Here is a 22912-nt window from a genome sequence, read left to right on the forward strand (position 1 = left end):
CAGCCTTCCGGCTATCGCCAGCTGACCTGCCCGGCCCTGGCCGGTGAACGCGGTGACCCGCCGCCAGCTACACCATGCAAGGGGACACGATCTCCGGCGCCTCCACAACTGGGCATGCGCACCCTTTATATAATGAGCGCGAATCAAGCTGGGCTCAGCCGCGCGGGTTCTTGCGCCAGGCTTTCTCAGCCGCGCCTCAACCGCCTCCTGGGGGAGGGAACGCGCAGACCGTGATTCTGCTGGGTGGCGGAGAGAGAGGGATTCGAACCCTCGATACAGCTTGAGACCGTATGACGCTTTAGCAAAGCGTTGCCTTCAGCCACTCGGCCACCTCTCCGGTGCGAGCCTTATGCATCTAATTGCTTGGGCCGGTCAATTTGGAAGCGTGTGTTTTCGTTCAAATATTCCCAACGATTTCCGCCGGCAAGGACGTCCGCCCCCGATTCCCCGGTCTTCCCGGCGGCTTGAACCTTATAGAGTGTCTCTGCCACGCCGGCTGTGCAGCCGCGCGTATCGGCCACCGTTCACAGAGGGTTACCGGGCATTACACGTCCCGTCGAGCCGTCGTGCTGATTCCACGATTCGAGCAACTCGGAGCGGTCCATGCGCGTCAGTCCGCGCGCCGCCCGTCGGACCCGGAACCTCGGGGGCAAATGGAACCGGTCTGAAAAAACAAATGAAAACAATTGGTTGCGAGAGCCCTTCAATCACATCTGCGTGTTATTTGTGCAACACCCGTCGGAAAACACACGCCATCGGCCCGTTTCGGAGCGTTCTGTTGTTGTGTGTGCAAGGACGTTCGGTAATTGTGAACGGGCGACGGAGGGGGGCATCCCAAGGTCGTCCCGTTTAGGTCTTTCGCTTAAGTCCCTCGCGTTCATGCGGGTGTGTCCGAAGACGCGAAGGTGGCCAAGGCGGTGATTTAGAGGGGGTTGGGGAATTGGCCATTCGGGTCAGTGACCTTCCCTGAAGAGCAACTTGGAGGTTTAACATGAAGTTGGTTAAGAGCCTTTTGCTCGGCTCAGCGGCGGGTCTGATCGCCGTGGGCGGAGCTCAGGCAGCCGATCTCCCCGTGAAGGCCAAGGCGGTCGAATACGTGAAGATCTGCTCCCTGTACGGTGCGGGTTTCTACTACATCCCGGGCACCGACACCTGCATCAAGCTGGGTGGTTACCTGCGCGCTGACGCCGCGATCCATGCGACGGACTTCAACCCCTATGCCAGCGGCACGGGCGGTGCCGAAAACCGGCTGTCGAACTACTATTACTTCCGCGCTCGCGAAGACCTCAACATCGATACGCGTACCGCGACCGAATACGGCGTTGTGCGTACGTTCGCCGATCTGACCTTCTCGTGGACGACCGGCGGCTACAGCGGCACGGGGGCCGGCGCGACCGGCTATGACGTCATTTCCGGTACGACGTCGTCTGCGCCGGGCAATGCCTCCGGTGGCAACATCGCTGGCGGTGCGCTTGGCGTGTACTACGCCTTCATCCAGTTCGCTGGCTTCACGATGGGTAAGGCCGTCTCGCAGTTCAGCGCTCCCTGGACCAACTATCCGGCCAATAACTTCGATGGTCTGGTCGGCAACGGTGGTACGGTTACTGGTGTTACCCAGTTCACCTACACTGCGGACTTTGGCCAGGGCATGACCCTCGCGCTGTCGGCCCAGGATCCGACGGTTTATTACCAGGGTGGTGTTGTCAACGCTTCGCTTGCGACGTCGGCGGGCATCGTTGGTGGGTCGCTCGGCGGCTCCGCCTACGGTGGAACGAGATCCCCTGACCTCGTCGCGGCGTTCCGCGCCGATCAGGCTTGGGGTCTGTTCCAAGCGTCGGTTGCCGCCCATGACAACCACGTTGCCTACTACGGCGCTACCGAGACGTCGGGTCACCCCGATGACAAGTGGGGTTGGGCTGGGCAGTTGGCCTTGTCGATCAAGAACATTCCGACTGGTGCGGGCGATACGATCAACATGTCGGGCGTCTACACCAACGGTGCAAGCTTCTACAACTTCCAGGATCTAGCACCGCATGCCTGGTCGATGTTCGGAGGCACCGGCCTGGCTGGCGCATACCAGAGCGTCGGCTTTGCGACCCTGACCGACAGCGTGTTCATTCCCGGTTCCGGCCAGGAGCTGACCACGACCTACGGCTTCAGCGGTGGTTACACCCACAACTGGGATCCCTACTGGAACACGTCGCTCTACGGTTCGTACGGTGCGGTTCGCTACAACAGCACTGCCAAGGGCTTCATCTGCGGCACTGCTGCCATGGGAGCGCTGTTGACGGCGGGTTCGACCTGTAACCCGGACTTCAACTACTGGGTGATCGGCACGAAGACTGGCTGGACTCCGGTCAAGAACCTGACGTTCTCGGCCGACGTCAACTACTCGGAGATCGACACCAAGTATGCAGGCTCGGTCGCGTACGGTGGTTCTACCGTTACCGCCAAGCCGGCTGCGATCTACGAGATCAAGAACCAGGGCACCGTCTCGCTGCTGCTGCGCGCTCAGCGCAACTGGTAAGTTTGGTCTAACGACCTGACGAGAGAGCCCCGGCGGGAAACCGCCGGGGCTTTTCTTTGTGTTGCCCGGATACAGGCCGCGGACCTAGCGGCCGACATGCTCTCGGCTTCGGCAACGAAAGAGGCCGCACAAATGAGACGGCCTTTCGAATTCTCGGTCCCTCATTGTCCGTATCTCAGGTCCAGTGCCTGGCCGCTTTCGCGCCTGGTCCAGCTCTGCTCAATCCTGTTGCTGCGGCTGTCGTCGTCAGACTTGACGTTGAGGGCATTCCCGCGATTCTGCCCGGCGCTCCCGCACACGGGTCAACCGACATCCAGGCGATTGCTTGTCTTGGCGGCTGTCGTGACGGGCGCCGCGCCTGCCGGCGCGATCGACAGGGCGGCAAGCGCCAAAGCGGACGTCGCGAGGGGAGCAGGCATCTGCTGATGGAGAAGCGGCGCTATTCCACGCTGCCGGTGCCGCGGCGCAGATCGGCCTCGATCTGCAACCGCGTGCCGCCGCCGAAGCGGGCGCGGTAGACCTGAAGGTTCTCCATGATCCGCTGCACGTAGTTGCGCGTCTCGGAGAACGGGATCAGCTCCACCCAGTCGACCGCGTCGACTTTCGGATCACGTGGATCACCGTAGCGATCAATCCACTTCTTCACGCTGCCACGGCCCGCGTTGTAGGCGGCAAACGTCATGATGTAGGAGCCGCGATAGTCCTCGAGCAGCCCACCGAGCTCGGCCGCGCCGAGCGTGGCGTTGTAGGACGAATCGTTCTTCAGACGTGACAGGTCATAGGTCGCGCCGTGCCGCTTGCAGACATAGCGCGCGGCGTCGGGCGTCACCTGCATCAGGCCGTAGGCCTGTGCCGGAGAGACCACGGAGGGGTTGAATGCGCTTTCCTGTCGCGCGATCGCGTAGACGATGCTGCGCTCGACCTCGGGGCCGATCTGCTTGAACTGGGGAATGCCGTTGACGGGATAGGCGTAGAAATCGAACGGCAGACCGCGATTGAGCGCGGCCTTGCCGACCAGCAGCATGCCGCGCGCGTCGCTGTAGCGCTGGGTCAACTCGCCGAGGCCGGCAAGCGCTTCGGGATCGCCGTTCTCGCCCATGTCGGCAAGCATCGGCACGGCGAGTGCGCGCTCGTCGAGCTCATAGAGCAGTTGCGCCGCGCGCACGATTTCCAGCCGTTCGGCGCCGCGGCTGCGGGGCTGGCTGTTCAGGCCGATCTGCGGCAGGCCGAGCTTTGCGCGCGCGAGCTGGCCGTAATAGCTGGTCGACTGCTCGGCCGCGCGAGCATAGGCATTGTGCGCCTCCTGCTGGCGGCCGGCAGCCTCGGCCGCGCGGCCCTGCCAGTAACCCGCGCGTGCCAGCGTGGTCGGATTGACGCTGCCGACGCCGATGCGGGCAAAATGCTGGGCGGCCGCCGCGGGATCGCCCAGGAAGCGCAGCGCGATCCAGCCCGCCGTGAACTCCTGCTCGGTCTTGTAGATGTCGCGCGAGGGCAGAGCGGCATCCCGCGCGATCAGATAGGCGCTGCGGAAATCCTCGGTGTCGATCATCTTGCGCGCCAGGAGGCGCCGCTCGATCCACCATTCGTCGAGATTGTAGAGCCGGTTCGGGTCCTTCGGAGCCGACAGCATCAGCTGGGCCGCTTCCGAAAACTTCTCTTCGCGGCGCAGGAGCTGGATCTTGCTGAAGATGAAGCCGGGATCGCTGTGCAGCTCGCGCGGCACTTCTTCGAGCAGCGCGCGCGTGTTGGGCGCCTTCCTGAAGGAGGCAATGCGGGCCTTGGCGAGCGCGACATAGCCGGCACCGAGCCGCCTTGCCGCACGCAGCGCCGCCTCGTGCTCGCTGCCATAGAGCAGCGTGTCCATCCGCGCCTTCTGGTCGCCCGGTGTGAGCAGGGCCCCGAACTGATCGAGCGCGTTGTTCTCGGTCTCCTCCGACATCGGATCATTGCGCCAGGCCTCGCGCACCAGCCGCTCGGCATTGGCGCGGTCGCCACGCGCCAGCATCGCCTTGGCCAGCGCGAAGCGGCCCTTGGCCGAAACCGGCGATTCGTTCTCGAACCATGACCACGCAACGGAATCGTCGCGCCTGTCATCCCACATCGCGGCTTCAAGCCGCCTGCGCAGGAAGGTCTGCGACGGCCAGCTTGGATTGGCGGAGAGAAACGCGCGGTAGCGCTCGACGCTCGCGCCATTGTCCTCGCTGCGCAGGATGACCCATTCCGCGAGTTTTCGCGCAACGGGATCGGAAATCGAATCCGCGTAGCTCGTGGCATCGCCCGGCTTGTGCTTGCGCACGAGCTCGATGACGTTTTCCAGGGTGTCCTTGTCGGCTTGCGACGTCGACGAGGTCGCAGCGATTGCGGCCGGTGTGACGGGTTTGCGCGGCGCCGCGTGCTGGCGGGTCGCAGGCGCCAGCACCGGCGTCGCGACTGGTCTGGCGGCGGCCGGCGCGGAAGGTCTGATGGTGGCCGTCACCGCAGGCGCGGTGTGAGCGGCGCCGCCGGCCGGCGTTGATTTTGGCGCGGGAGCCGCAGCTGCCGGCTTCGCCTTGTCCTTCGCTGCGTCCTTGCCTGCGGGTTTCTTCGCCGTATCCTTGGTCGTGGCGGGAGCGGCTCCCTTACTCGTGCCTTTGCTCATGCCTTTGGCGGACTCTTTGCCCGTGCCCTTGGCTGCCTCCTTGGCCGATCCCTTCGTCGTCTCCTTCGCGGGCGGCTTGGCGGCTGGCTTGGCAGTTCCCTTGGCAGTTCCCTTGGCGGGTTCCTTCGCGGTGGCCTCGGTTGTCTCGTTGGACTTGGCCAAAGCGACGCAGCCGATCGACAGCCCGGCCATCAGGCACAGGGCCAGGCTGACGGATCGCCATGCGGCACGAGGAAAGCTGGTCACGGCGGTTCGTCGCCCCGAATCAGTCAATTGGCTCAAGACCTATCCGTACAAGATCTGGCTGTATTTGATTGAATATGCGGACAAAATACCAACAACCGCTTACCTTCGCCGGGTTTGCACCATCACCGCGGCAAAATCGCGGCTTAAACGGTGCGTCACACGGAAGCGGGTCTTTTACGGGCGGGATAGACCCGATATGAAGGGGGCTTGCTCGAGAGATAGCCGCGTACGGAGGAAGTCCATGGCAGCCAAGACGAAATTCCGGGGATCGTTCACCGCCTTGGTCACGCCGTTCAAGAACGGCTCGCTGGACGAGGCGGCGTTCCGGTCGCTGGTCAACTGGCAGATCTCCGAAGGCACCAACGGCCTGGTCCCGGTCGGCACCACCGGTGAGAGCCCGACGCTCAGTCATGACGAGCACAAGAAGGTCGTCGAGTGGTGCATCGAGGAGGCCAAGGGCCGCGTGCCCGTGATCGCCGGCGCCGGCTCGAATTCGACCAAGGAGGCTGTCGAACTGGCCCAGCACGCCGAGAAGGCGGGCGCCAACGCCGTGCTGGTGGTCACGCCCTACTACAACAAGCCGACCCAGGAGGGCATGTACCAGCACTTCAAGGCGATCAACGATGCGATCGGCATTCCGATCATCATCTACAACATTCCGCCGCGCTCGGTGATCGACATGTCGGTCGATACCATGAAGCGGCTGTGGGAGCTGAAGAACATCGCCGGCGTCAAGGACGCCACCGCCAGCATGGTTCGCGTGTCGCAGCAGCGCGCGGCGATGGGCGAGGATTTCAACCAGCTTTCGGGTGAGGACGCCACCATCATCGGCTATATGGCCCACGGCGGCCATGGCTGCATCTCGGTGACCTCGAATGTCGCTCCGCGCCTGTGCGCCGAGTTCCACGCCGCGTGGGCAAAGGGCGACACCAAAGCGGCGCTCGCGATCCACGACAAGCTGATGCCGCTGCACAACAACCTCTTCATCGAGAGCAATCCGGCGCCGATCAAGTACGCGATGTCGCTGCTCGGAAAGCTCGACGAGGCGCTGCGCCTGCCGATGGTTCCGGTCTCCGAGCCGACGCGGGCGGCCGTACGCAGCGCCATGGTGCACGCCGGCCTGATCAACTGATGGACTAGGCGATCGGGGGAGCCGCTCATGAGCGTCGAGGAGAAAGGCACGCGGATGCTCAGGGAGTTCCGCGAGTTCGCGATGAAGGGCAATGTCGTTGACCTCGCCGTCGGCGTGATCATCGGCGCGGCATTTGGTGCAATCGTCACGTCGCTGGTCGGCGACATCATCATGCCGATCATCGGCGCCGCGACTGGCGGCCTGGACTTCTCAAACTACTTCGTCCCCTTGTCGAAGACGGTCACCGCCACCAACTTAGCGGATGCGAAAAAGCAAGGTGCGGTGCTCGCTTACGGCAACTTCCTGACGCTGGCGATCAACTTTATCATCATCGCCTTCGTGCTGTTCCTGGTGATCCGCGCCATGAATGCGTTGAAGCGCAAGGAAGAGGTCAAGGCCGCGGAGCCGCCGAAGCCGTCGGCGGAGGTCGTGCTGCTGACCGAGATTCGCGATCTCCTCAAGAAGTGACGCGCGCGCTTCATCCAATCTGTTAGCTTACGCGCATCTCGATCAGGTTTCTCTGCCAGGTTCTGAAGATAGATGGCCGATAAGAACGAACGACCCATCAAGGTCATGGCGGAAAATCGCAAGGCCCGGTTCAACTACGCCATCGAGGATACCATCGAGGCGGGCATTGCCCTGACCGGCACCGAGGTGAAGTCGATCCGCAATGGCAAGAGCACGATTGCGGAGTCCTATGCCGACTCCAAGAATGGCGAGATCTGGCTGATCAACGCCACTATTCCCGAATACCTTCAGGGCAACCGCTTCAACCACGAGCCCAAGCGACCGCGAAAGTTGCTGCTGCACCGGCGCCAGATCAACAAGCTGATGGGCGCGGTCGACCGCGAAGGCATGACGCTGATTCCGCTCAAGCTCTATTTCAACGAGCGCGGTCGGGCCAAATTGCAGCTCGCGGTTGCGAAGGGCAAGAAGCTGCACGACAAACGCGAAAGCGAGAAGAAGCGCGACTGGAGCCGGGAGAAGGGCCGGCTGATGCGGGCGAGGGGATAGGGCTGATGTCTCAGAAAAACCTGCTCGAGGTCGATTGGAGCCAGATCCCGGCTCCCACCGATGACGGCGGCGCGGCCCATCTGAAGAGCCTGACGCTGCCCACGACCAGCCTGCGTGCGACCGATGACACCTCGGTCGACCTGTCGGCGCTGTCGGGGCGAACTGTCGTGTTCGCCTATCCGCGCACCGGCGAGCCCGGCAAGATTTCTCTGGTTGACGATTGGGACATGATTCCGGGGGCCCGCGGCTGTACGCCGCAGACCTGTGCGTTCCGCGACCTGTTCGCGGAGCTCAAGGCTGCCGGCGCTGCGCAGGTGTTCGGCCTGTCAACCCAGAGCAACGAATACCAGACCGAGATGGCCTCGCGGCTGCATCTGCCGTTTCCGGTGCTTTCGGACGAGAAGCTGGCGCTCACGCGCGCGCTCAATCTGCCCACCATGGAGGTCGCGGGCCTCACGCTGATCAAGCGCCTCGCGCTTGTTATCGACGATGCCAGGATCACGGATGTGTTCTACCCGGTGTTTCCGCCGGACCGGAACGCCGGCGACGTCCTTGACTGGCTGAAGGCCAATCCGGTCCGGAGATAGGGCGGCGCTAATCCAGATCCGCCTTCACCTTCGCGAACACGCTGCGGAACATGTCCGGCGTCAGCACCCCGGTGTTCGTGTTGTAGCGCGAGCAGTGATAGCTGTCGTAGAGCCTGAACGCACCGGCCTGATGCACCGCGCCGTGGCCGAAGGGCGCTTGCGAGGCCTTCAGCTTCAGCGGCTTGAGCACGCTGTCGTGCGCAATCCGGCCGAGCGCGATGATGGCGCGCAGCTTCGGCATCGTTTCGAGATTGGCGACCAGAAACTGGCGGCAGGTGTTGATCTCGACCGGCAGTGGCTTGTTCTGCGGCGGAACGCAATGCACGGCATTGGCGATCCGGCAGTCGATCAGCTTCAAACCGTCATCCGGCCGGGCCTGATAGCTACCCTTGGCAAACCCGTATTCGAGCAACGTGGCGTAGAGCAGGTCGCCGGCATAATCGCCGGTGAAGGGCCGGCCGGTGCGGTTAGCGCCCTGCATCCCCGGCGCCAGACCGACGATCAGGAGGCGGGCCGTGATGTCGCCAAAGGGCGCAACTGGTGCGTTGTGCCATGACGGCTCACGCGCGCGGTTCGCCTCGCGAAAGGCGACCAGGCGCGGACAGAGCGGGCAGTCACGGTCGGGGACGAGGGTGGGGGCCTGGCGGCTTGACCGGGCCGCCTCACTCCTCGAAGTCGTCATCGCCCCTCGGCGCCATCGTGGTTGCGCGCTGGAGGAACTGCGGGGCGTGGTGGCGCGCCTCGCGCTCGCCGCGATCACGCGGGGCGGGGCGCTCGGACGGGTCGCGGCCAAGCTTGGACTGCAGCTCGACGAGATCGGTGAAGACGTCGGCCTGGCGGCGCAGCTCGTCGGCGATCATCGGCGGCTGGCTGGCGATGGTGGAGACTACGGTCACCCTCACGCCACGGCGCTGCACGGCTTCGACCAGCGAGCGGAAGTCGCCGTCGCCGGAGAACAGCACCATCTGGTCGATGTGCTCGGCGAGCTCCATGGCGTCCACGGCGAGCTCGATGTCCATGTTGCCCTTGACCTTGCGCCGGCCGGAGGCGTCGATGAATTCCTTGGTCGCCTTGGTGACGACGGTGTAGCCGTTGTAGTCGAGCCAGTCGATCAAGGGGCGTATCGAGGAATATTCCTGATCCTCGATGATCGCTGTGTAATAGAACGCCCGCAGCAGCGTCCCGCGGCTCTGAAACTCCTTCAGAAGGCGCTTGTAGTCGATATCGAAGCCGAGAGTTTTCGCCGTCGCGTAAAGATTGGCCCCGTCGATGAAGAGCGCGATCTTGTTGGTAGGAGAAGGTGACATTCAGTTTGCTCGCGTAGTAGTCGTGATTGATCGTTTATTGTTGGCACGGCCACAATCAGCCGCGCAGTCCTAAATTGCCGCCGAAGCCCGTCGAAACCGCAAATCCGGAGAAGTCGGGGCAATCAAGGTATAGTTATGGCGGTCCTGCCTGCACCCCGCGCTACCCACAATGGCAGCCCGGAAAATCCACCCCATCCCAGCCCCAATGTGGGGGTAGCAGAGGCGTTTGGCGAGACCAAATCACAAATTTACCTTGCGAAATTGGCCCAGCCCCTATATCTAGCCCCGATCATCCACAAATTTCGTCCCACCCAAAACGGAGCGACGGTCCATGGCTCGCGTCACCGTAGAAGATTGTATCGACAAGGTCGACAACCGGTTTGACCTGGTCCTGCTGGCCGCCCACCGTGCCCGCATGATTTCGTCCGGTTCACAACTAACGGTTGACCGGGATAACGACAAGAACCCTGTTGTATCTTTGCGCGAGATCGCCGACACGACCATCTCGCCGGAAGATCTCCGCGAGGAGCTGGTGCATTCCCTCCAGAAGTTCGTCGAGGTGGACGAGCCCGAGCCCGACACCGTCCCGCTGATCGGTTCCGCCGGCGCCAGCGTCGATGCGGACGATACTGAAGTGGCCGTGGAGCGCATGACCGAAGAGGAGCTCCTGAAGGGCCTCGAAGGCCTCGCGCCGCCGGAAGAGCAGCCGGAGGAGGACGAGTAATCGTCTTACTCGCGATCGTCGACTTCTTGTGATCTTATCGAAGGCCCGAACCGTGTTCGGGCCTTTGCTTTTGTTGGCCTTTTCGTGGTTACCATAGCGTTGCCGGTTTGCGCCGCGCGCCCGTCATCGAATTGATCGGCGGCGTCCGTGACCGGAGCTTAAGATGTATACAACGGGCCGTTCATGGTCCGTTTGAAGGCAGGACCGCATGGTGTATCGACGCCGCAGACCCACGCAGATGCAGGCCGCAACCGAATCGGTTGCCGTGGCCCCGACTGCGCCGGTGGCACGGCCAGCGAAGCCTCGCGCGCGCATGATGCGGCAATACGACCTTGTCGAGCGCGTCCGGTCCTACAATCCGAACACCAACGAAGATCTGCTGAACCGAGCCTATGTCTACGCCATGAAGGCGCACGGCTCGCAGACCCGTGCCTCGGGCGACCCCTATTTTTCGCACCCGCTCGAAGTGGCGGCGATTCTCACCGACTTGAAGCTGGACGACGCCACCATCGTCGCCGCGTTGCTGCACGACACGATCGAAGATACCGAAGCGACGCGCGCCGAAATCGATCAGCTTTTTGGTCCCGAGATCGGCGCACTGGTCGAGGGCCTGACCAAGCTGAAGCGGCTGGAGTTGGTGTCGCGCGAGGCGAAGCAGGCCGAGAACCTGCGCAAACTGTTGCTCGCCATTGCAGACGATGTCCGTGTGCTCCTGGTCAAGCTCGCCGACCGCCTGCACAACATGCGCACGCTCGACTTTGTGCCGACAGAATCGCGCCGGCGCATCGCCGAGGAAACGCTCGACATCTACGCACCGCTGGCCGGGCGCATGGGCATGCAGGAAATGCGCGAGGAGCTGGAGGATCTGTCCTTCCGCACCCTCGATCCCGAAGCCTATGCGGTGGTGATGCAGCGGCTCGATGCGCTCGCCGAGCGCAACCGCAACCTGATCGGCGAGATCGAGGACCAGCTCTCCAACAATCTGCGCCACCGCGGCCTGGGAGCGCGGGTCTATGGCCGCCGCAAGAAGCCGTTCTCGATCTGGACCAAGATGGAGCGCAAGTCGGTCGGCTTCGAGCAATTGTCCGACATCTTCGGCTTCCGCGTCGTCGTCAACGACATCGAGGCATGCTATCGCGCGCTCGGCATCGTCCATACCACCTGGCCGGTCGTGCCGGGGCGTTTCAAGGACTACATCTCGACCCCGAAGCAGAACGACTATCGGTCGATCCACACCACCGTGATCGGCCCCGGCAACCAGCGCGTCGAGCTGCAGATTCGCACCGAGGCAATGGACCAGATCGCCGAGCGCGGCATTGCCGCGCATGTCTTTTACAAGGAGGGAGTGGGGTCGCCGACCGAATTCCTCAAGCGCGAGTCCAACGCGTTCGCCTGGCTGCGCCACACCATCGGCATTCTCTCGGAGAGCGCCAATCCCGAGGAGTTCCTCGAGCACACCAAGCTCGAGCTCTTCCACGACCAGGTTTTCTGCTTCACGCCGAAGGGCAAGCTGATCGCGCTGCCGCGCCACGCCAATGTGATCGACTTCGCCTATGCCGTGCATACCGACGTCGGCAACAGCGCTGTGGGGTGCAAGATCAACGGCAAGTTCGCGCCGCTGTCCTCGGAGCTCCAGAACGGCGACGAGGTCGAGGTGCTGACCTCGGAAGCGCAATCGGCGCCGCCATCGGCCTGGGAGACGCTCGCGGTCACCGGCAAGGCGCGCGCCGCGATCCGTCGCGCCACGCGCACCGCCGTGCGCGATCAATATGTCGGCCTCGGCCGGCGCATCGTCGAGCGCCTGTTCGAGCGGGCCAAGATCGAATATGCCGACGACAAGCTCAAGGGCGCGCTGCCGCGGCTTGCGCGCACCTCGATCGAGGACGTCATGGCGGCGGTCGGCCGTGGCGAGATCAAGGCGTCCCACGTCGCGCGCGCGATGTATCCCGACTACAAGGAGGAGCGCGTCGCGCGTTACGGCGTCAAGAAGGGGCTTACCGCCAAGCTCAAGGAGAAGTCGTCGGAGCCGTCGCGAAGCCCGGTCGCGATCCCGATCCGTGGCATCAATTCCGACCTGCCGGTGAAATTCGCGCCGAACGGCGGCGCGGTGCCCGGCGATCGCATCGTCGGCATCGTCACGCCGGGCGAGGGGATCACGATCTATCCGATCCAGTCGCCGGCCCTGAAGGATTTCGAAGAGGAGCCGGAGCGCTGGCTCGACGTCCGCTGGGACATCGAGGACTCCGCGCCGCAGCGCTTCCCGGCGCGCATCAAGGTCGAGAACGTCAACGAGCCCGGCGCGCTGGCGCAAATCGCGACCGTGATCGCCGAGCACGACGGCAACATCGATAACATCAGCATGCAGCGCCGCTCGCCCGACTTCACCGAGACCACGATCGATCTCGAAGTCTACGATCTCAAGCATTTGAGTGCGATTCTGGCTCAGCTGCGTGCCAAGGCCGTCGTTGCCAAAGTCGAACGTGTTAATGGATGAAGCATGTCGTTGCCGGGCTTGACGCGGCAACCCATCTCTTCGAAGAAGATGGATGTGCGGTCGAGCCCGCGCATGACGAGTTGAGAAACGTCACTTCGCGAGTCCTGAAATGTCCGCATCTCCGCTCCGCCTCGGCGTCAATATCGATCATGTCGCCACCGTCCGTAATGCGCGCGGTGGCCGCCATCCCGATCCGGTCCGCGCCGCGCTGCTGGCGATCGAGGCGGGTGCCGACGGCATCACTGCGCATTTGCGCGAAGACCGCCGGCACATCCGTGACGAGGACATGGCGCGGCTGAAGGCCGAGATTTCCAAGCCGCTGAATTTCGAGATGGCGGCGACCGACGACATGATGCGTATCTCGCTCGCCACCAAGCCGCATGCCGTGTGCCTGGTGCCGGAGCGGCGCCAGGAGGTGACGACAGAGGGCGGGCTCGACGTCGTCGGCCAGCACAACGTGCTGGCGCCCTATATCGCGCGGCTCAACGATGCCGGTATCCGCGTCTCGCTGTTCATTGCCGCCGACCCAGCGCAGATCGAGATGGCGGCGCAACTGCGCGCGCCGGTGATCGAGATCCACACCGGCGCCTGGTGCGACGCCGTGACCGACGGCCACACCGACAAGGCCGAGGCCGAGTGGCAGCGGATCCTTGCAGGAGTGAAGGTGGCGAAGGCCGCCGGGCTCGAGGTTCACGCCGGCCATGGGCTCGATTATGCGACGGCAGAGAAGATTGCGGCGCTGCCGGAGATCATGGAGCTCAACATCGGCTACTACATGATCGGCGAGGCACTGTTCGTCGGTCTTGCCGAGACGGTGCGCAAGATGCGCGCGGCGATGGACCGTGGCCGGAGCCGGGCATGATCATCGGCATCGGTTCCGACCTCATCGACATCACCCGCGTGGCCAAGGTGATCGAGCGCCACGGCGAGCGCTTCCTCGACCGCATCTTCACCGCGGCCGAACGGGCCAAGGCGGAGCGGCGCGCCCGGAACGAGAAGATGGTGGTTGCGACCTACGCCAAGCGCTTCGCCGCCAAGGAGGCCTGCTCGAAGGCGCTCGGCACCGGCATAAGGCAGGGCGTGTGGTGGCGCGACATGGGGGTGGTCAATCTGCCGGGAGGCCGGCCGTCCATGCGTTTGACCGGGGGAGCGCTGGCCCGGCTCCAGGCCCTGACGCCGGAGGGGTTCGAGCCGCAGATCGACCTTTCCATCACCGACGACTGGCCGCTCGCGCAGGCCTTCGTGATTATTTCCGCCGTCCCGCGGGCCAGGCCCTGACGGATCGGCGGTCGCTATATAATTTGCATTGAGAATCAATGCTTTGTGCAGTTTTGATGCGATCCTTGATTGCGTGACCTGCGACAACCGTCTAAAAGTCCGCGGACGCAAATCAGGCTGGGTGAATTCGGCTTTACGCCGGAATTGGCCCCACTATCAGAATCAGGACAATCTCCTTGGGCCGCGAACGGGTGGGCTGGACGCGGGAGGAGGGCGTTCTGTGATCGCCGGCCGGAATTGAGAGAGCAATGAGCGTGACTTCGGGAACGAAAACTGAAAGCGGCGTCGGCGAAACAGTCCGGGTCGTGATCCATGCTCTCCTGATCGCGCTGGTGATCCGCACCTTCCTGTTCCAGCCGTTCAACATCCCGTCCGGCTCGATGAAGGCCACGCTGCTGGTCGGCGACTATCTGTTCGTTTCGAAATATTCGTACGGCTATAGCCACTACTCGATCCCGTTCTCGCCGCCGCTGTTCTCGGGGCGAATCTGGGGTTCGGATCCGAACCGTGGCGATATCGTCGTGTTCCGCCTGCCCAAGGACGACACCACCGACTACATCAAGCGCGTGATCGGCCTTCCCGGCGACCACATCCAGATGAAGGACGGTCTGCTCTACATCAACGACGCCCCGGTCGAGCGCCAGCGCATGAGCGAGTATGTCGGCGAAGATCCGTGCGGCTCCGAAGGCGGCGGCATCTCGCGCGTCAAACGCTGGAAGGAAACGCTGCCGAACGGCGTCTCCTACGAGACGCTGGATTGCGCGGACAACGGCTACATGGACAACACCAACGTCTACACGGTGCCACCGGGCCATTTCTTCATGATGGGTGACAACCGCGACAACTCCACCGACAGCCGTTTCCTCGGTCAGGTCGGCTACGTGCCGCGTGAGAATTTGATCGGCCGCGCCCAGATGATCTTCTTCTCCATCGCCGAAGGCGAGCATGCCTGGATGTTCTGGCGCTGGCCGTGGTCGGTCCGCTGGAAGCGGTTCTTCAAAATCGTCCGATGAAAGACGAAGCCAAGGACATCACGACCCAACCGATCGAGGCGCAAGCCGCTCCCGAGGGCGAAGCTGCAACCAAGACGCTTGCGCCCAAGACTTCTGAAGCCAAGACTTCCGAAGCCAAGACTTCTGAAGCCAAGCCTCCTCAAACCAAGACTCCTGCGAAGAAGAAGCGGACGCGGAGCAGCAAGGCCAAGGACAAGGCAAGGGCTGCGGCGGACGCGAATGCGGCGCTCGAGGCGCGCATTGGCCACCGCTTCGCCGATCCAAATCTTCTGATACAGGCGATCACGCACGTCTCGGCGCTGAAGTCCGGGCGCAAGCGCGGCGACAGCTATCAGCGGCTGGAGTTCCTCGGCGACCACGTGCTCGGGCTCGTCGTCTCCGACATGCTCTACCACGCCTTCCCGAACGCCGATGAGGGCGAGCTGTCCAAGCGACTTGCCGAGCTCGTGCGCAAGGAGAGCTGCGCCGACGTCGCCAAGTCGCTCGGTCTGCTCGACGACATCAAGCTCGGTTCGGTCGGCTCCAGTGCCGATGCCCGCCTGCGCAAGTCCATCCTCGGTGACATCTGCGAAGCCGTGATCGGAGCGATCTTCCTCGACGGCGGCCATGCGGCGGCGGACGAGTTCGTCAAGCGCAACTGGACCGAGCGCATGCACAAGCCGCGCCGTCCCTTGCGCGATCCCAAGACCGTGCTGCAGGAATGGGCGCAAGGGAAGGGGCTGCCGACGCCAGTCTATCGCGAGGTCGAGCGCACCGGCCCGCATCACGATCCGCAATTCCGCGTCGCCGTGGACTTGCCGGGTCTCGCGCCGGCCGAAGGCATCGGCGGCAGCAAGCGTGCGGCGGAGAAAGTAGCAGCTTCAGTGATGATCGAACGTGAAGGCGTTGGCGGCGGCAATGACGGCTGAAGCAAGCGGCGAGGCGCCTGCCGCGACGCGCTGTGGCTTCGTTGCGCTGATCGGCGCCCCGAATGTCGGCAAGTCCACACTGGTCAATGCGCTGGTCGGGGCCAAGGTCACGATCGTCTCGCGCAAGGTGCAGACCACCCGCGCGCTGATCCGCGGCATCGTGATCGAGAACAATGCGCAGATCATCCTGGTCGACACGCCCGGTATCTTCCTGCCCAAGCGCCGGCTCGACCGCGCCATGGTTTCGACCGCATGGAGCGGGGCGCATGATGCCGATCTCGTCTGCGTGCTGCTCGATGCCAAGACCGGCATCGACGAGGAAGCCGAAGCGATCCTGGCCAAGGCCGCCAGTGTCAACCATGAGAAGATCCTGGTCATCAACAAGGTCGACCTGGTCCCGCGCGAGAAGCTCCTGGCGTTGGCGCAGGCCGCCAACGAGCGCATGAAGTTCGCAAGGACTTTCATGATCTCCGCGATCTCGGGCGACGGCGTCGACGACATCCGCACCACGCTGGCCGAAATGGTGCCGCCGGGCCCGTATCTCTATCCCGAGGACCAGATGTCGGACGCGCCGATGCGGCAGCTGGCGGCCGAGATCACGCGCGAAAAGATCTATCAGAAGCTGCACCAGGAATTGCCCTACCAGTCCACGGTCGAGACCGACAAGTGGGAGGAGCGCAAGGACAAGTCGGTGCGCATCGAGCAGACGATCTTCGTAGAGCGCGAGAGCCAGCGCAAGATCGTGCTCGGCAAGGGCGGCGCCACCATCAAGTCGATCGGTGCGGATTCGCGGAAGGAGCTGATGCAGATCCTGGACGTGCCGGTGCATCTGTTCCTGTTCGTGAAGGTGCGCGAGAACTGGGGGGACGACCCCGATCGCTACCGCGAGATGGGCCTGGAATTTCCCAGGGAATAACCAGGAAAAGATCAGTCGCCGATGAGTGTGCCCCGCAACGTCCAGCGTTTCGAAGCGCTGCTCTATGCCTCGCTGATGCTGGATGCGCTGTCGGTGGCGGTGCAGGATCGCACGCCGACGATCGAGATGACCGAGCAGATGATCATGACGGGGACGCTGCTCGCCGGTGGCATGATCCTGCTGCTGCTTTATTTCGTCTGGCTGGCCGCGCATTGGCGCAAGAACTGGCCGCGCTGGGTGCTCGCGGCGGCCCTGGTGCTGTCGGTGATCTCGCTCGGCCAGATCCTCGGTGAGCGGGGCCTCGAGCTCGACAGCGCCATCGAGATCGTCTCCTGCGTGCTGACCGCGTTCGGGCTGTATTTCTCGTTTACCGGCGACGCGCAGGGCTGGTTCAACGCGTGAGTTGGCATGCTCCGTCGTTCCGGGGCGATGCGTAGCATCGAGCCCCTGAATCTCGAGGTTCCGGGTTCGCCTCTTCGAGGCGCCCCGGAATGGCGGGAGAGGCGCTGCGCTCCTGATTGGAATCCTGTAAGCTTCCCCCCATGGAATGGACCGACGAAGGCATTGTATTGGGCGTGCGTCGGCATGGCGAGAGCAGCGCCATCGTCGAATTGCTGACGCGCCAGCACGGCCGGCATCTCGGTCTCGTGCGCGGCGGTGCCAGTTCGCGGCTGCGGCCGCTCTTGCAGCCCGGCAACAGCGTCAGCGCGGTGTGGCGGGCGCGGCTCGACGAGCATCTCGGCACTTACGCGATCGAGGGCCTGAAGCTGCGCGCCGCGACGCTGCTGGGATCGTCCCACGGGGTCTACGGCGTCACCCATCTGGCTTCGATTGCGCGGCTGCTTCCCGAGCGCGATCCGCACGAGGAGATCTTTGCGCTGCTCGAACATTCGCTCGACGATTTCGATGATATCGGCAGCGCCGCCGTGCATCTCATCCATTTCGAGCTGGCGATGCTCTCCGAGCTCGGCTTCGGGCTCGCGCTCGAAAACTGCGCAGTGACAGGGGAGACCACCGACTTGATTTATGTCTCGCCGAAATCCGGCGGTGCGGTGTCGCGCGGCGCGGGTGAGCCGTGGCGCGACCGGCTGTTGCGGCTGCCGCCGTTCCTGCGCCAGGGGGAGATGCATGACGACCTCACCGACGAGGATCTCCAGGACGGCTTCCGGCTGACCGGCCTGTTCCTGCTGCGTCATGTGCTGGAGCCACGAGGGCAGGGCCATTCTGACGCTCGCGCGGGCTTCATCAATGCCCTGCTCCGGCAGCAGGCCAAAGCGGCACTCCCGGCGCCATGAGCTAATCGCGTTGCTGCATTGCCACAGGGCATAGAGTTCCGCCGGAACGAAATTCGGCTCCTTGCGTTGGCGCGGCAGGTTCCACAATGGGGGACAGCCAACATGTTGATCCGGGGTTTTGCGCTGACCGCGGCGCTGCTCGCTTTTGTGCCTGACGCAATTGCCGGCGAGGCGCAACCCAGCGTCTTTCGTCGTGCCTCCTGCACTGTCGTCCGGTATTATGTTGCGAAATATTCCGCTGCGGCGGCCGAGACATGGGCGCGATCCCATGGGGCAACGGACGCCGAGATCGAGGCGGCCCGCCGCTGCATCGCCAATACGCCGGCGACGCCTCCTGCCAAGGTCCAGCCCACCGTGACGGCCGGCTGGGCAGGGCAGTAGAAGCCCACAGGGAACCAATCCATCCTTGCCCGATTCGCCTCCACGGTTTAACCGGGCGGCATGGGAAAACGAATCGTTCCGCCGGAAGAACCGGCCGAAATTCATGATGTGCCGCTGCGTGACGCGCTGGAAGAGCGCTACCTTGCCTATGCGCTTTCCACCATCATGCACCGTGCGCTGCCGGACGCGCGCGACGGCCTGAAGCCGGTACACCGGCGCATCCTCTATGGCATGCGCCTGCTCAGGCTCGACCCCGGCACGGCCTTCAAGAAATCCGCAAAAATCGTCGGCGACGTGATGGGCTCGTTCCATCCGCACGGCGATCAGGCGATCTACGACGCCATGGTGCGCCTCGCGCAGGATTTCTCCTCGCGCTATCCGCTGGTCGACGGCCAGGGCAATTTCGGCAATATCGACGGCGATAACCCTGCCGCCTATCGTTATACCGAAGCGCGCATGACCGACGTCGCGCGCCTTCTGCTCGAGGGTATCGACGAGGACGGCGTCGAGTTCCGCGCCAATTACGATGGCCAGTCGAAAGAGCCGGTGGTGCTGCCCGGCGGTTTCCCGAACCTGCTCGCCAACGGCGCACAGGGCATCGCGGTCGGCATGGCGACCTCGATCCCCCCGCACAACGCCGCCGAGCTGTGCGATGCCGCGCTGCATCTGATCGAGAAGCCCGACGCGAAGTCCAAGGCGCTCCTGAAGTGGGTGAAGGGCCCGGATTTTCCGACCGGCGGCATCTGCGTCGATTCCAAGCAGGCCATCGCCGAAGCCTACACCACCGGCCGCGGCTCGTTCCGTGTCCGTGCCAAGTGGCATCAGGAGGAGGGTGCCCGCGGCACGTGGGTGGTCGTCGTCACCGAGATTCCGTATCTGGTGCAGAAGTCGCGAATGGTCGAGAAGATCGCCGAACTGCTCGACCAGAAGAAGCTGCCGCTGGTGGGCGAGGTCAGGGACGAATCCGCCGAGGACGTCCGCCTCGTCATCGAGCCGAAGTCGAAGAACGTCGATCCCGCCTTGATGATGGAATCGCTGTTCCGTCTGACCGAGCTCGAGAGCAAGATTCCGCTGAATCTCAACGTCCTGATCAAGGGCCGCATTCCCAAGGTGGTGGGGCTTGCGGAGTGCTTGCGCGAATGGCTCGACCATTTGCGCGACGTGCTGATCCGCCGCAGCAATTTCCGCAAGGCGCAGATCGAGCACCGGCTGGAAGTCCTGGGCGGTCATCTGGTCGCCTATCTCAACCTCGACAGGGTGATCAAGATCATCCGCACCGAGGACGAGCCGAAGCCGGCCCTGATAAAGGCGTTCAAGCTCACCGAGATCCAGGCGGAAGCGATCCTCAATATGCGTTTGCGCAATCTGCGCCGGCTGGAGGAAATGGAGATCCGCAATGAGGACAGGGATCTGCGCAAGGAGCTGAAGGGCATCGAAGGCGTGCTCGCCTCCGAAGCCGAGCAGTGGAAGAAGGTCGGCGAGCAGGTCGGCAAGGTCCGTGACATGTTCGGACCGAAGACCTCGCTCGGCAAGCGCCGCACCACCTTTGCAGACGCCCCCGAGCACGATCTCGCCGCGATGGAGGAAGCGCTCGTCGAGCGAGAGCCGGTGACGGTTGTCGTCTCCGACAAGGGCTGGATCCGCACCATGAAGGGCCATGTCGAGGATCTCTCGGGCCTTGCCTTCAAGCAGGACGACAAGCTCGGCTTTGCCTTCTTCGCCGAGACGACCTCGAAGCTCCTGCTGTTCGCCACCAACGGCAAGTTCTACTCGCTGGATGTTGCGAAGCTGCCGGGTGGCCGCGGCCATGGCGAGCCGATCCGCCTGTTCATCGACCTCGAGCAGGAGGCAGCGCCCGTTGCGCTGTTCGTCCACAAGGGCGGTCGCAAATTCCTGGTCGCGAGCCACGAAGGCCAGGGCTTTGTCGTCAATGAGGACGATTGCGTCGGTACCACCAAGAAAGGCAAGCAGGTTCTCAACGTCGACATGCCGAACGAGGCGCGCGCGGTCACCGAAGTGCTCGGCGACACCGTCGCGGTCATCGGTGAGAACCGGAAGATGCTGATATTCCCGCTTGACCAGGTGCCGGAGATGGCGCGCGGTCGTGGCGTGCGCCTGCAGAAGTACAAGGACGGCGGTCTCTCCGACGTCGCTGTCTTCGAGGCCAAGGCAGGCTTGACCTGGAAGGACTCTGCGGGGCGCGAATTCTCCGCGACCATGAAGGAACTCGCGGAATGGCAGGGCACCCGTGCCGACGCCGGCCGCCTGCCACCCAAGGGTTTTCCGAAGTCGAACAAGTTCGGCAAGGTGATCGGGTAGTTGCGTTGTTGTCCCGGACGCGCTGCAACGCTCTTGCGTTGCTGCGCAGAGCCGGGGACCCACGCTGCACGGGGACTCTCGGAGACATGGGCCCCGGCTCAGCAGCGCACCGCTACGCGCTGCGCCGCGTCCGGGGCACCCGCGAGAAAGCGATAGGTCGATCAGGCGCAGGCTCATCTTTCCACGGCCAAGCCGAACAGCGGCCGGAGATGCGTTCCCAGGATGTTGCCTATGAAGGCCGCCACCAGCCAGCACCAGCCATGCAGGCTGCCGGACGCGATCCCGCTGAAATAGGCGCCGATGTTGCAGCCATAGGCGAGGCGCGCGCCATATCCGAGCAGCAGGCCGCCGACGATGGCGGCCAGCAGCGAGCGGAGAGAGAGGCGCCAGGTCGGATTGAATTTGCCGGCAAGCCCTGCCGCCAGCAACGCTCCGAGCATGATCCCCAAGTCCATGACGGAGGTGATGTCCGCGAAAGCGCTTTGATGCAGCGAGGCGGCGCGGGCGCCTTGCCAGTAGGGCCACGACGCCACGTCGACGCCAAGGCCCATCAGGATCTTCGATCCCCAGAGCGCGAAAGCCGAGGTGATGCCCCACGGCCGTCCCGCAAGATAAAGCGTTGCGAAGTTGCCTGCCGCCAGCAGGATCGCGCCCCACAGCAGAGGCCACGGCCCCTGCATGAAGCGGCGTGCGCCTTGCAACTTGGTCCGTGCTCCCGGCTCGAGCTCGCCGTGTCGCCGAAGCTCGGCCCTGATGCTGAGGAGACAGATCGCGGCCATCACCAGCCAGCAGAGCAGGAGCGCCGGAAGCCATCCGAAGCGTTCGATCAGTGACACCGCCCCGATGTTCGGCAGCGCGCTCCACCACGGCAGATGCAGCGCGCCAATTGTCGATCCCGCGATGAAGGCCGCCAGCGTCACCAGCATGCGGGTGTTGCCGCCGCCGGCGGTGTACAGCGTTCCCGACGCGCAGCCGCCGCCGAGCTGCATGCCGAGCCCAAACAGGAATGCACCCGTCAGCATGCCGACACCGACTGCTCCGAGCTCGCCATGCACGGCCTGTCCGAACAGCGTGCCCTGTGCCAGTGCCGGGAAGAACAGGGCCGTCGCCAGCGCAAGCATCACCATTTGCGCCCTCAGGCCGGCGCCCCTTCGCGCGACAATGAATACGCGCCAGGCGGAGGTGAACCCGAACAGCGCATGATACAGCGTCAAGCCGAGCGCGCCGCCGAGCAGAAACAATGGTCCCTGCCGCCACGAAATCGAAACCGACAGAGCCACTGCACCGGCAAGCAGAATGGCGGCAGCGAGAGCGACGATCTTGAAGTCGGCGCTTTGCCGGTCATTGTCAGGAGCAAGCAGTCGTGCATCGATGGACAGATCGGTCATGCTCTCATTCCAACTGGCCTCTGCCATGAGAGCTAACCTTGGCGAACAAGTGCCGTTCCAATCATTGCGCGGCGATGCACGAGAAGGCCAACTCAGGAACCGCGACCCTGCGCGACGAGGCGCCTCCAACGTGGGGGACGTGTGTCCGCGTTCTCGCGGCGCGTTCGCCCGAGTTTTGCTCGATCGCGTCACCCTCATCGGAACAAGGGCGCAGGGAAGGCCGGGCGCCGGCTGGCACCCGCAAGGTCCGTGCGCCATAGAAATGCACACGGGGTGGACCGCAGGTTCGCCGGATCGCCCGGCCTTCCCTGCGCGATGGTTTTAACGTGTCCTTCGTGCTCTCCTCGGGGAGCGCTGCACTGTTGCCCCCGTCGCTCCGGCGGTTGATCGATGCGCGGGCCGGTTGGCCTGCCGCATCACCGCAAGGCTTGACGCCAGCTTGCGGGCGTCAGGACCACACGACTTGTTCGTCCGCGCACGTCCTCGCATGTCGCTTCGGGAGCTGGCGTGTGCTCACGTCCGAAGTCATGCGAAGACGCTGTCAGCGTCGTGTCGTCGGCACGAGGCAATTGCTCACGGCAGGAAGCCGCCCTGCAACGCCGATCGCGCCCGACGCCGTCGCGTCCATCGCAGCCTGGCCCGCGGTTCGTGACGATCGCGATCCGCCCCTTGTCGAAGGTCAGGGTGTTTCGTCTATACGACAAATCCGAATTTCGGTAAAGTGGAATATTTTGCGCGCCCGGAC

General features: G+C 63.8%; 20 protein-coding genes and 1 tRNA gene. 16 read left to right on the forward strand and 5 right to left on the reverse strand.

Translation table 11 applies throughout. The annotated features are described in order from the left end of the window. Positions 1-244: 244 nt before the first annotated feature. A tRNA-Ser gene (locus XH88_RS32315) sits at positions 245-337 on the reverse strand. A 654-nt stretch (positions 338-991) separates the two neighbouring features. Here XH88_RS32315 and XH88_RS32320 point away from each other — a divergent pair. Beyond that, complete coding sequence (locus XH88_RS32320) at positions 992-2527, forward strand: porin (protein WP_271672264.1); 1536 nt, start codon at positions 992-994, stop codon at positions 2525-2527. A 439-nt stretch (positions 2528-2966) separates the two neighbouring features. Here XH88_RS32320 and XH88_RS32325 read toward each other — a convergent pair whose 3' ends face one another. Continuing rightward, the gene (locus XH88_RS32325; RefSeq protein WP_271672431.1) at positions 2967-5357 is read right to left on the reverse strand and encodes a transglycosylase SLT domain-containing protein; all 2391 of its coding nucleotides are present in this window, start codon (positions 5355-5357) and stop codon (positions 2967-2969) included. Between the two features lie 295 nt (positions 5358-5652). Here XH88_RS32325 and dapA point away from each other — a divergent pair, with 295 nt between their 5' ends. From dapA to XH88_RS32345, 4 genes are all read left to right on the forward strand, one after another. Further along, positions 5653-6543, forward strand: a complete 891-nt coding sequence (gene dapA / locus XH88_RS32330; protein ID WP_271672265.1) for a 4-hydroxy-tetrahydrodipicolinate synthase — start codon at positions 5653-5655, stop codon at positions 6541-6543. 27 nt (positions 6544-6570) lie between these two features. Next, positions 6571-7011: a large conductance mechanosensitive channel protein MscL gene (gene mscL / locus XH88_RS32335; RefSeq protein ID WP_271672266.1), complete on the forward strand. Its 441-nt coding sequence runs from the start codon at positions 6571-6573 to the stop codon at positions 7009-7011. Positions 7012-7083: 72 nt separating this feature from the next. Then, the gene (gene smpB / locus XH88_RS32340; RefSeq protein ID WP_024341117.1) at positions 7084-7557 is read left to right on the forward strand and encodes an SsrA-binding protein SmpB; all 474 of its coding nucleotides are present in this window, start codon (positions 7084-7086) and stop codon (positions 7555-7557) included. A gap of 5 nt (positions 7558-7562) precedes the next feature. Further along, complete coding sequence (locus tag XH88_RS32345; protein ID WP_271672267.1) at positions 7563-8144, forward strand: peroxiredoxin; 582 nt, start codon at positions 7563-7565, stop codon at positions 8142-8144. Positions 8145-8151: 7 nt separating this feature from the next. Here XH88_RS32345 and XH88_RS32350 read toward each other — a convergent pair whose 3' ends face one another. Beyond that, positions 8152-8826 carry a uracil-DNA glycosylase gene (locus tag XH88_RS32350; protein ID WP_271672268.1) on the reverse strand — a complete coding sequence of 225 codons (675 nt, stop codon included), beginning with the start codon at positions 8824-8826 and terminating at the stop codon, positions 8152-8154. Then, positions 8807-9451, reverse strand: a complete 645-nt coding sequence (locus XH88_RS32355; RefSeq protein ID WP_011087827.1) for a LabA-like NYN domain-containing protein — start codon at positions 9449-9451, stop codon at positions 8807-8809. The genes XH88_RS32350 and XH88_RS32355 overlap by 20 nt, the downstream gene beginning before the upstream one ends. A 331-nt stretch (positions 9452-9782) precedes the next feature. Here XH88_RS32355 and rpoZ point away from each other — a divergent pair, with 331 nt between their 5' ends. The 11 genes from rpoZ to parC all read left to right on the forward strand — a co-directional run bounded on the left by rpoZ (position 9783) and on the right by parC (position 20779). Continuing rightward, positions 9783-10175, forward strand: a complete 393-nt coding sequence (rpoZ, locus tag XH88_RS32360) for a DNA-directed RNA polymerase subunit omega (RefSeq protein ID WP_008133017.1) — start codon at positions 9783-9785, stop codon at positions 10173-10175. Between the two features lie 208 nt (positions 10176-10383). Next, entirely contained in the window at positions 10384-12669 is a 2286-nt protein-coding gene (locus XH88_RS32365; RefSeq protein ID WP_271672269.1) for a RelA/SpoT family protein, read from the forward strand. Between the two features lie 109 nt (positions 12670-12778). Continuing rightward, complete coding sequence (locus XH88_RS32370) at positions 12779-13531, forward strand: pyridoxine 5'-phosphate synthase (protein ID WP_271672270.1); 753 nt, start codon at positions 12779-12781, stop codon at positions 13529-13531. Further along, the gene (acpS, locus tag XH88_RS32375; protein ID WP_271672271.1) at positions 13528-13947 is read left to right on the forward strand and encodes a holo-ACP synthase; all 420 of its coding nucleotides are present in this window, start codon (positions 13528-13530) and stop codon (positions 13945-13947) included. The genes XH88_RS32370 and acpS overlap by 4 nt, the downstream gene beginning before the upstream one ends. Positions 13948-14195: 248 nt before the next feature. After that, positions 14196-14960: a signal peptidase I gene (lepB, locus tag XH88_RS32380; RefSeq protein WP_271672272.1), complete on the forward strand. Its 765-nt coding sequence runs from the start codon at positions 14196-14198 to the stop codon at positions 14958-14960. After that, positions 14957-15868: a ribonuclease III gene (gene rnc, locus XH88_RS32385; protein ID WP_271672273.1), complete on the forward strand. Its 912-nt coding sequence runs from the start codon at positions 14957-14959 to the stop codon at positions 15866-15868. Before lepB ends, rnc begins: the two co-directional genes overlap by 4 nt. Further along, entirely contained in the window at positions 15858-16784 is a 927-nt protein-coding gene (gene era, locus XH88_RS32390) for a GTPase Era (RefSeq protein WP_271672274.1), read from the forward strand. The genes rnc and era overlap by 11 nt, the downstream gene beginning before the upstream one ends. A 21-nt stretch (positions 16785-16805) precedes the next feature. Beyond that, positions 16806-17186 (forward strand): hypothetical protein, encoded by a 381-nt coding sequence (locus tag XH88_RS32395; protein WP_271672275.1) that lies wholly within the window; start codon positions 16806-16808, stop codon positions 17184-17186. Positions 17187-17326: 140 nt separating this feature from the next. Next, the gene (gene recO, locus XH88_RS32400) at positions 17327-18079 is read left to right on the forward strand and encodes a DNA repair protein RecO (RefSeq protein WP_271672276.1); all 753 of its coding nucleotides are present in this window, start codon (positions 17327-17329) and stop codon (positions 18077-18079) included. Positions 18080-18181: 102 nt separating this feature from the next. Next, a complete protein-coding gene (locus XH88_RS32405; RefSeq protein ID WP_271672277.1) occupies positions 18182-18460 on the forward strand; it encodes a hypothetical protein in 279 nt (92 codons plus the stop codon). A 60-nt stretch (positions 18461-18520) separates the two neighbouring features. Further along, positions 18521-20779, forward strand: coding sequence for a DNA topoisomerase IV subunit A (gene parC / locus XH88_RS32410; protein ID WP_271672278.1), 2259 nt, complete (start codon positions 18521-18523; stop codon positions 20777-20779). 173 nt (positions 20780-20952) lie between these two features. Here the strand turns inward: parC and XH88_RS32415 are convergent, their stop codons facing one another. Continuing rightward, positions 20953-22167, reverse strand: a complete 1215-nt coding sequence (locus tag XH88_RS32415; protein ID WP_271672279.1) for a YeeE/YedE family protein — start codon at positions 22165-22167, stop codon at positions 20953-20955. Between the last annotated feature and the right edge of the window lie 745 nt (positions 22168-22912).

The sequence above is a fragment of the Bradyrhizobium sp. CCBAU 51627 genome (assembly GCF_028128765.1).
In the GTDB taxonomy this organism is placed as follows: domain Bacteria; phylum Pseudomonadota; class Alphaproteobacteria; order Rhizobiales; family Xanthobacteraceae; genus Bradyrhizobium.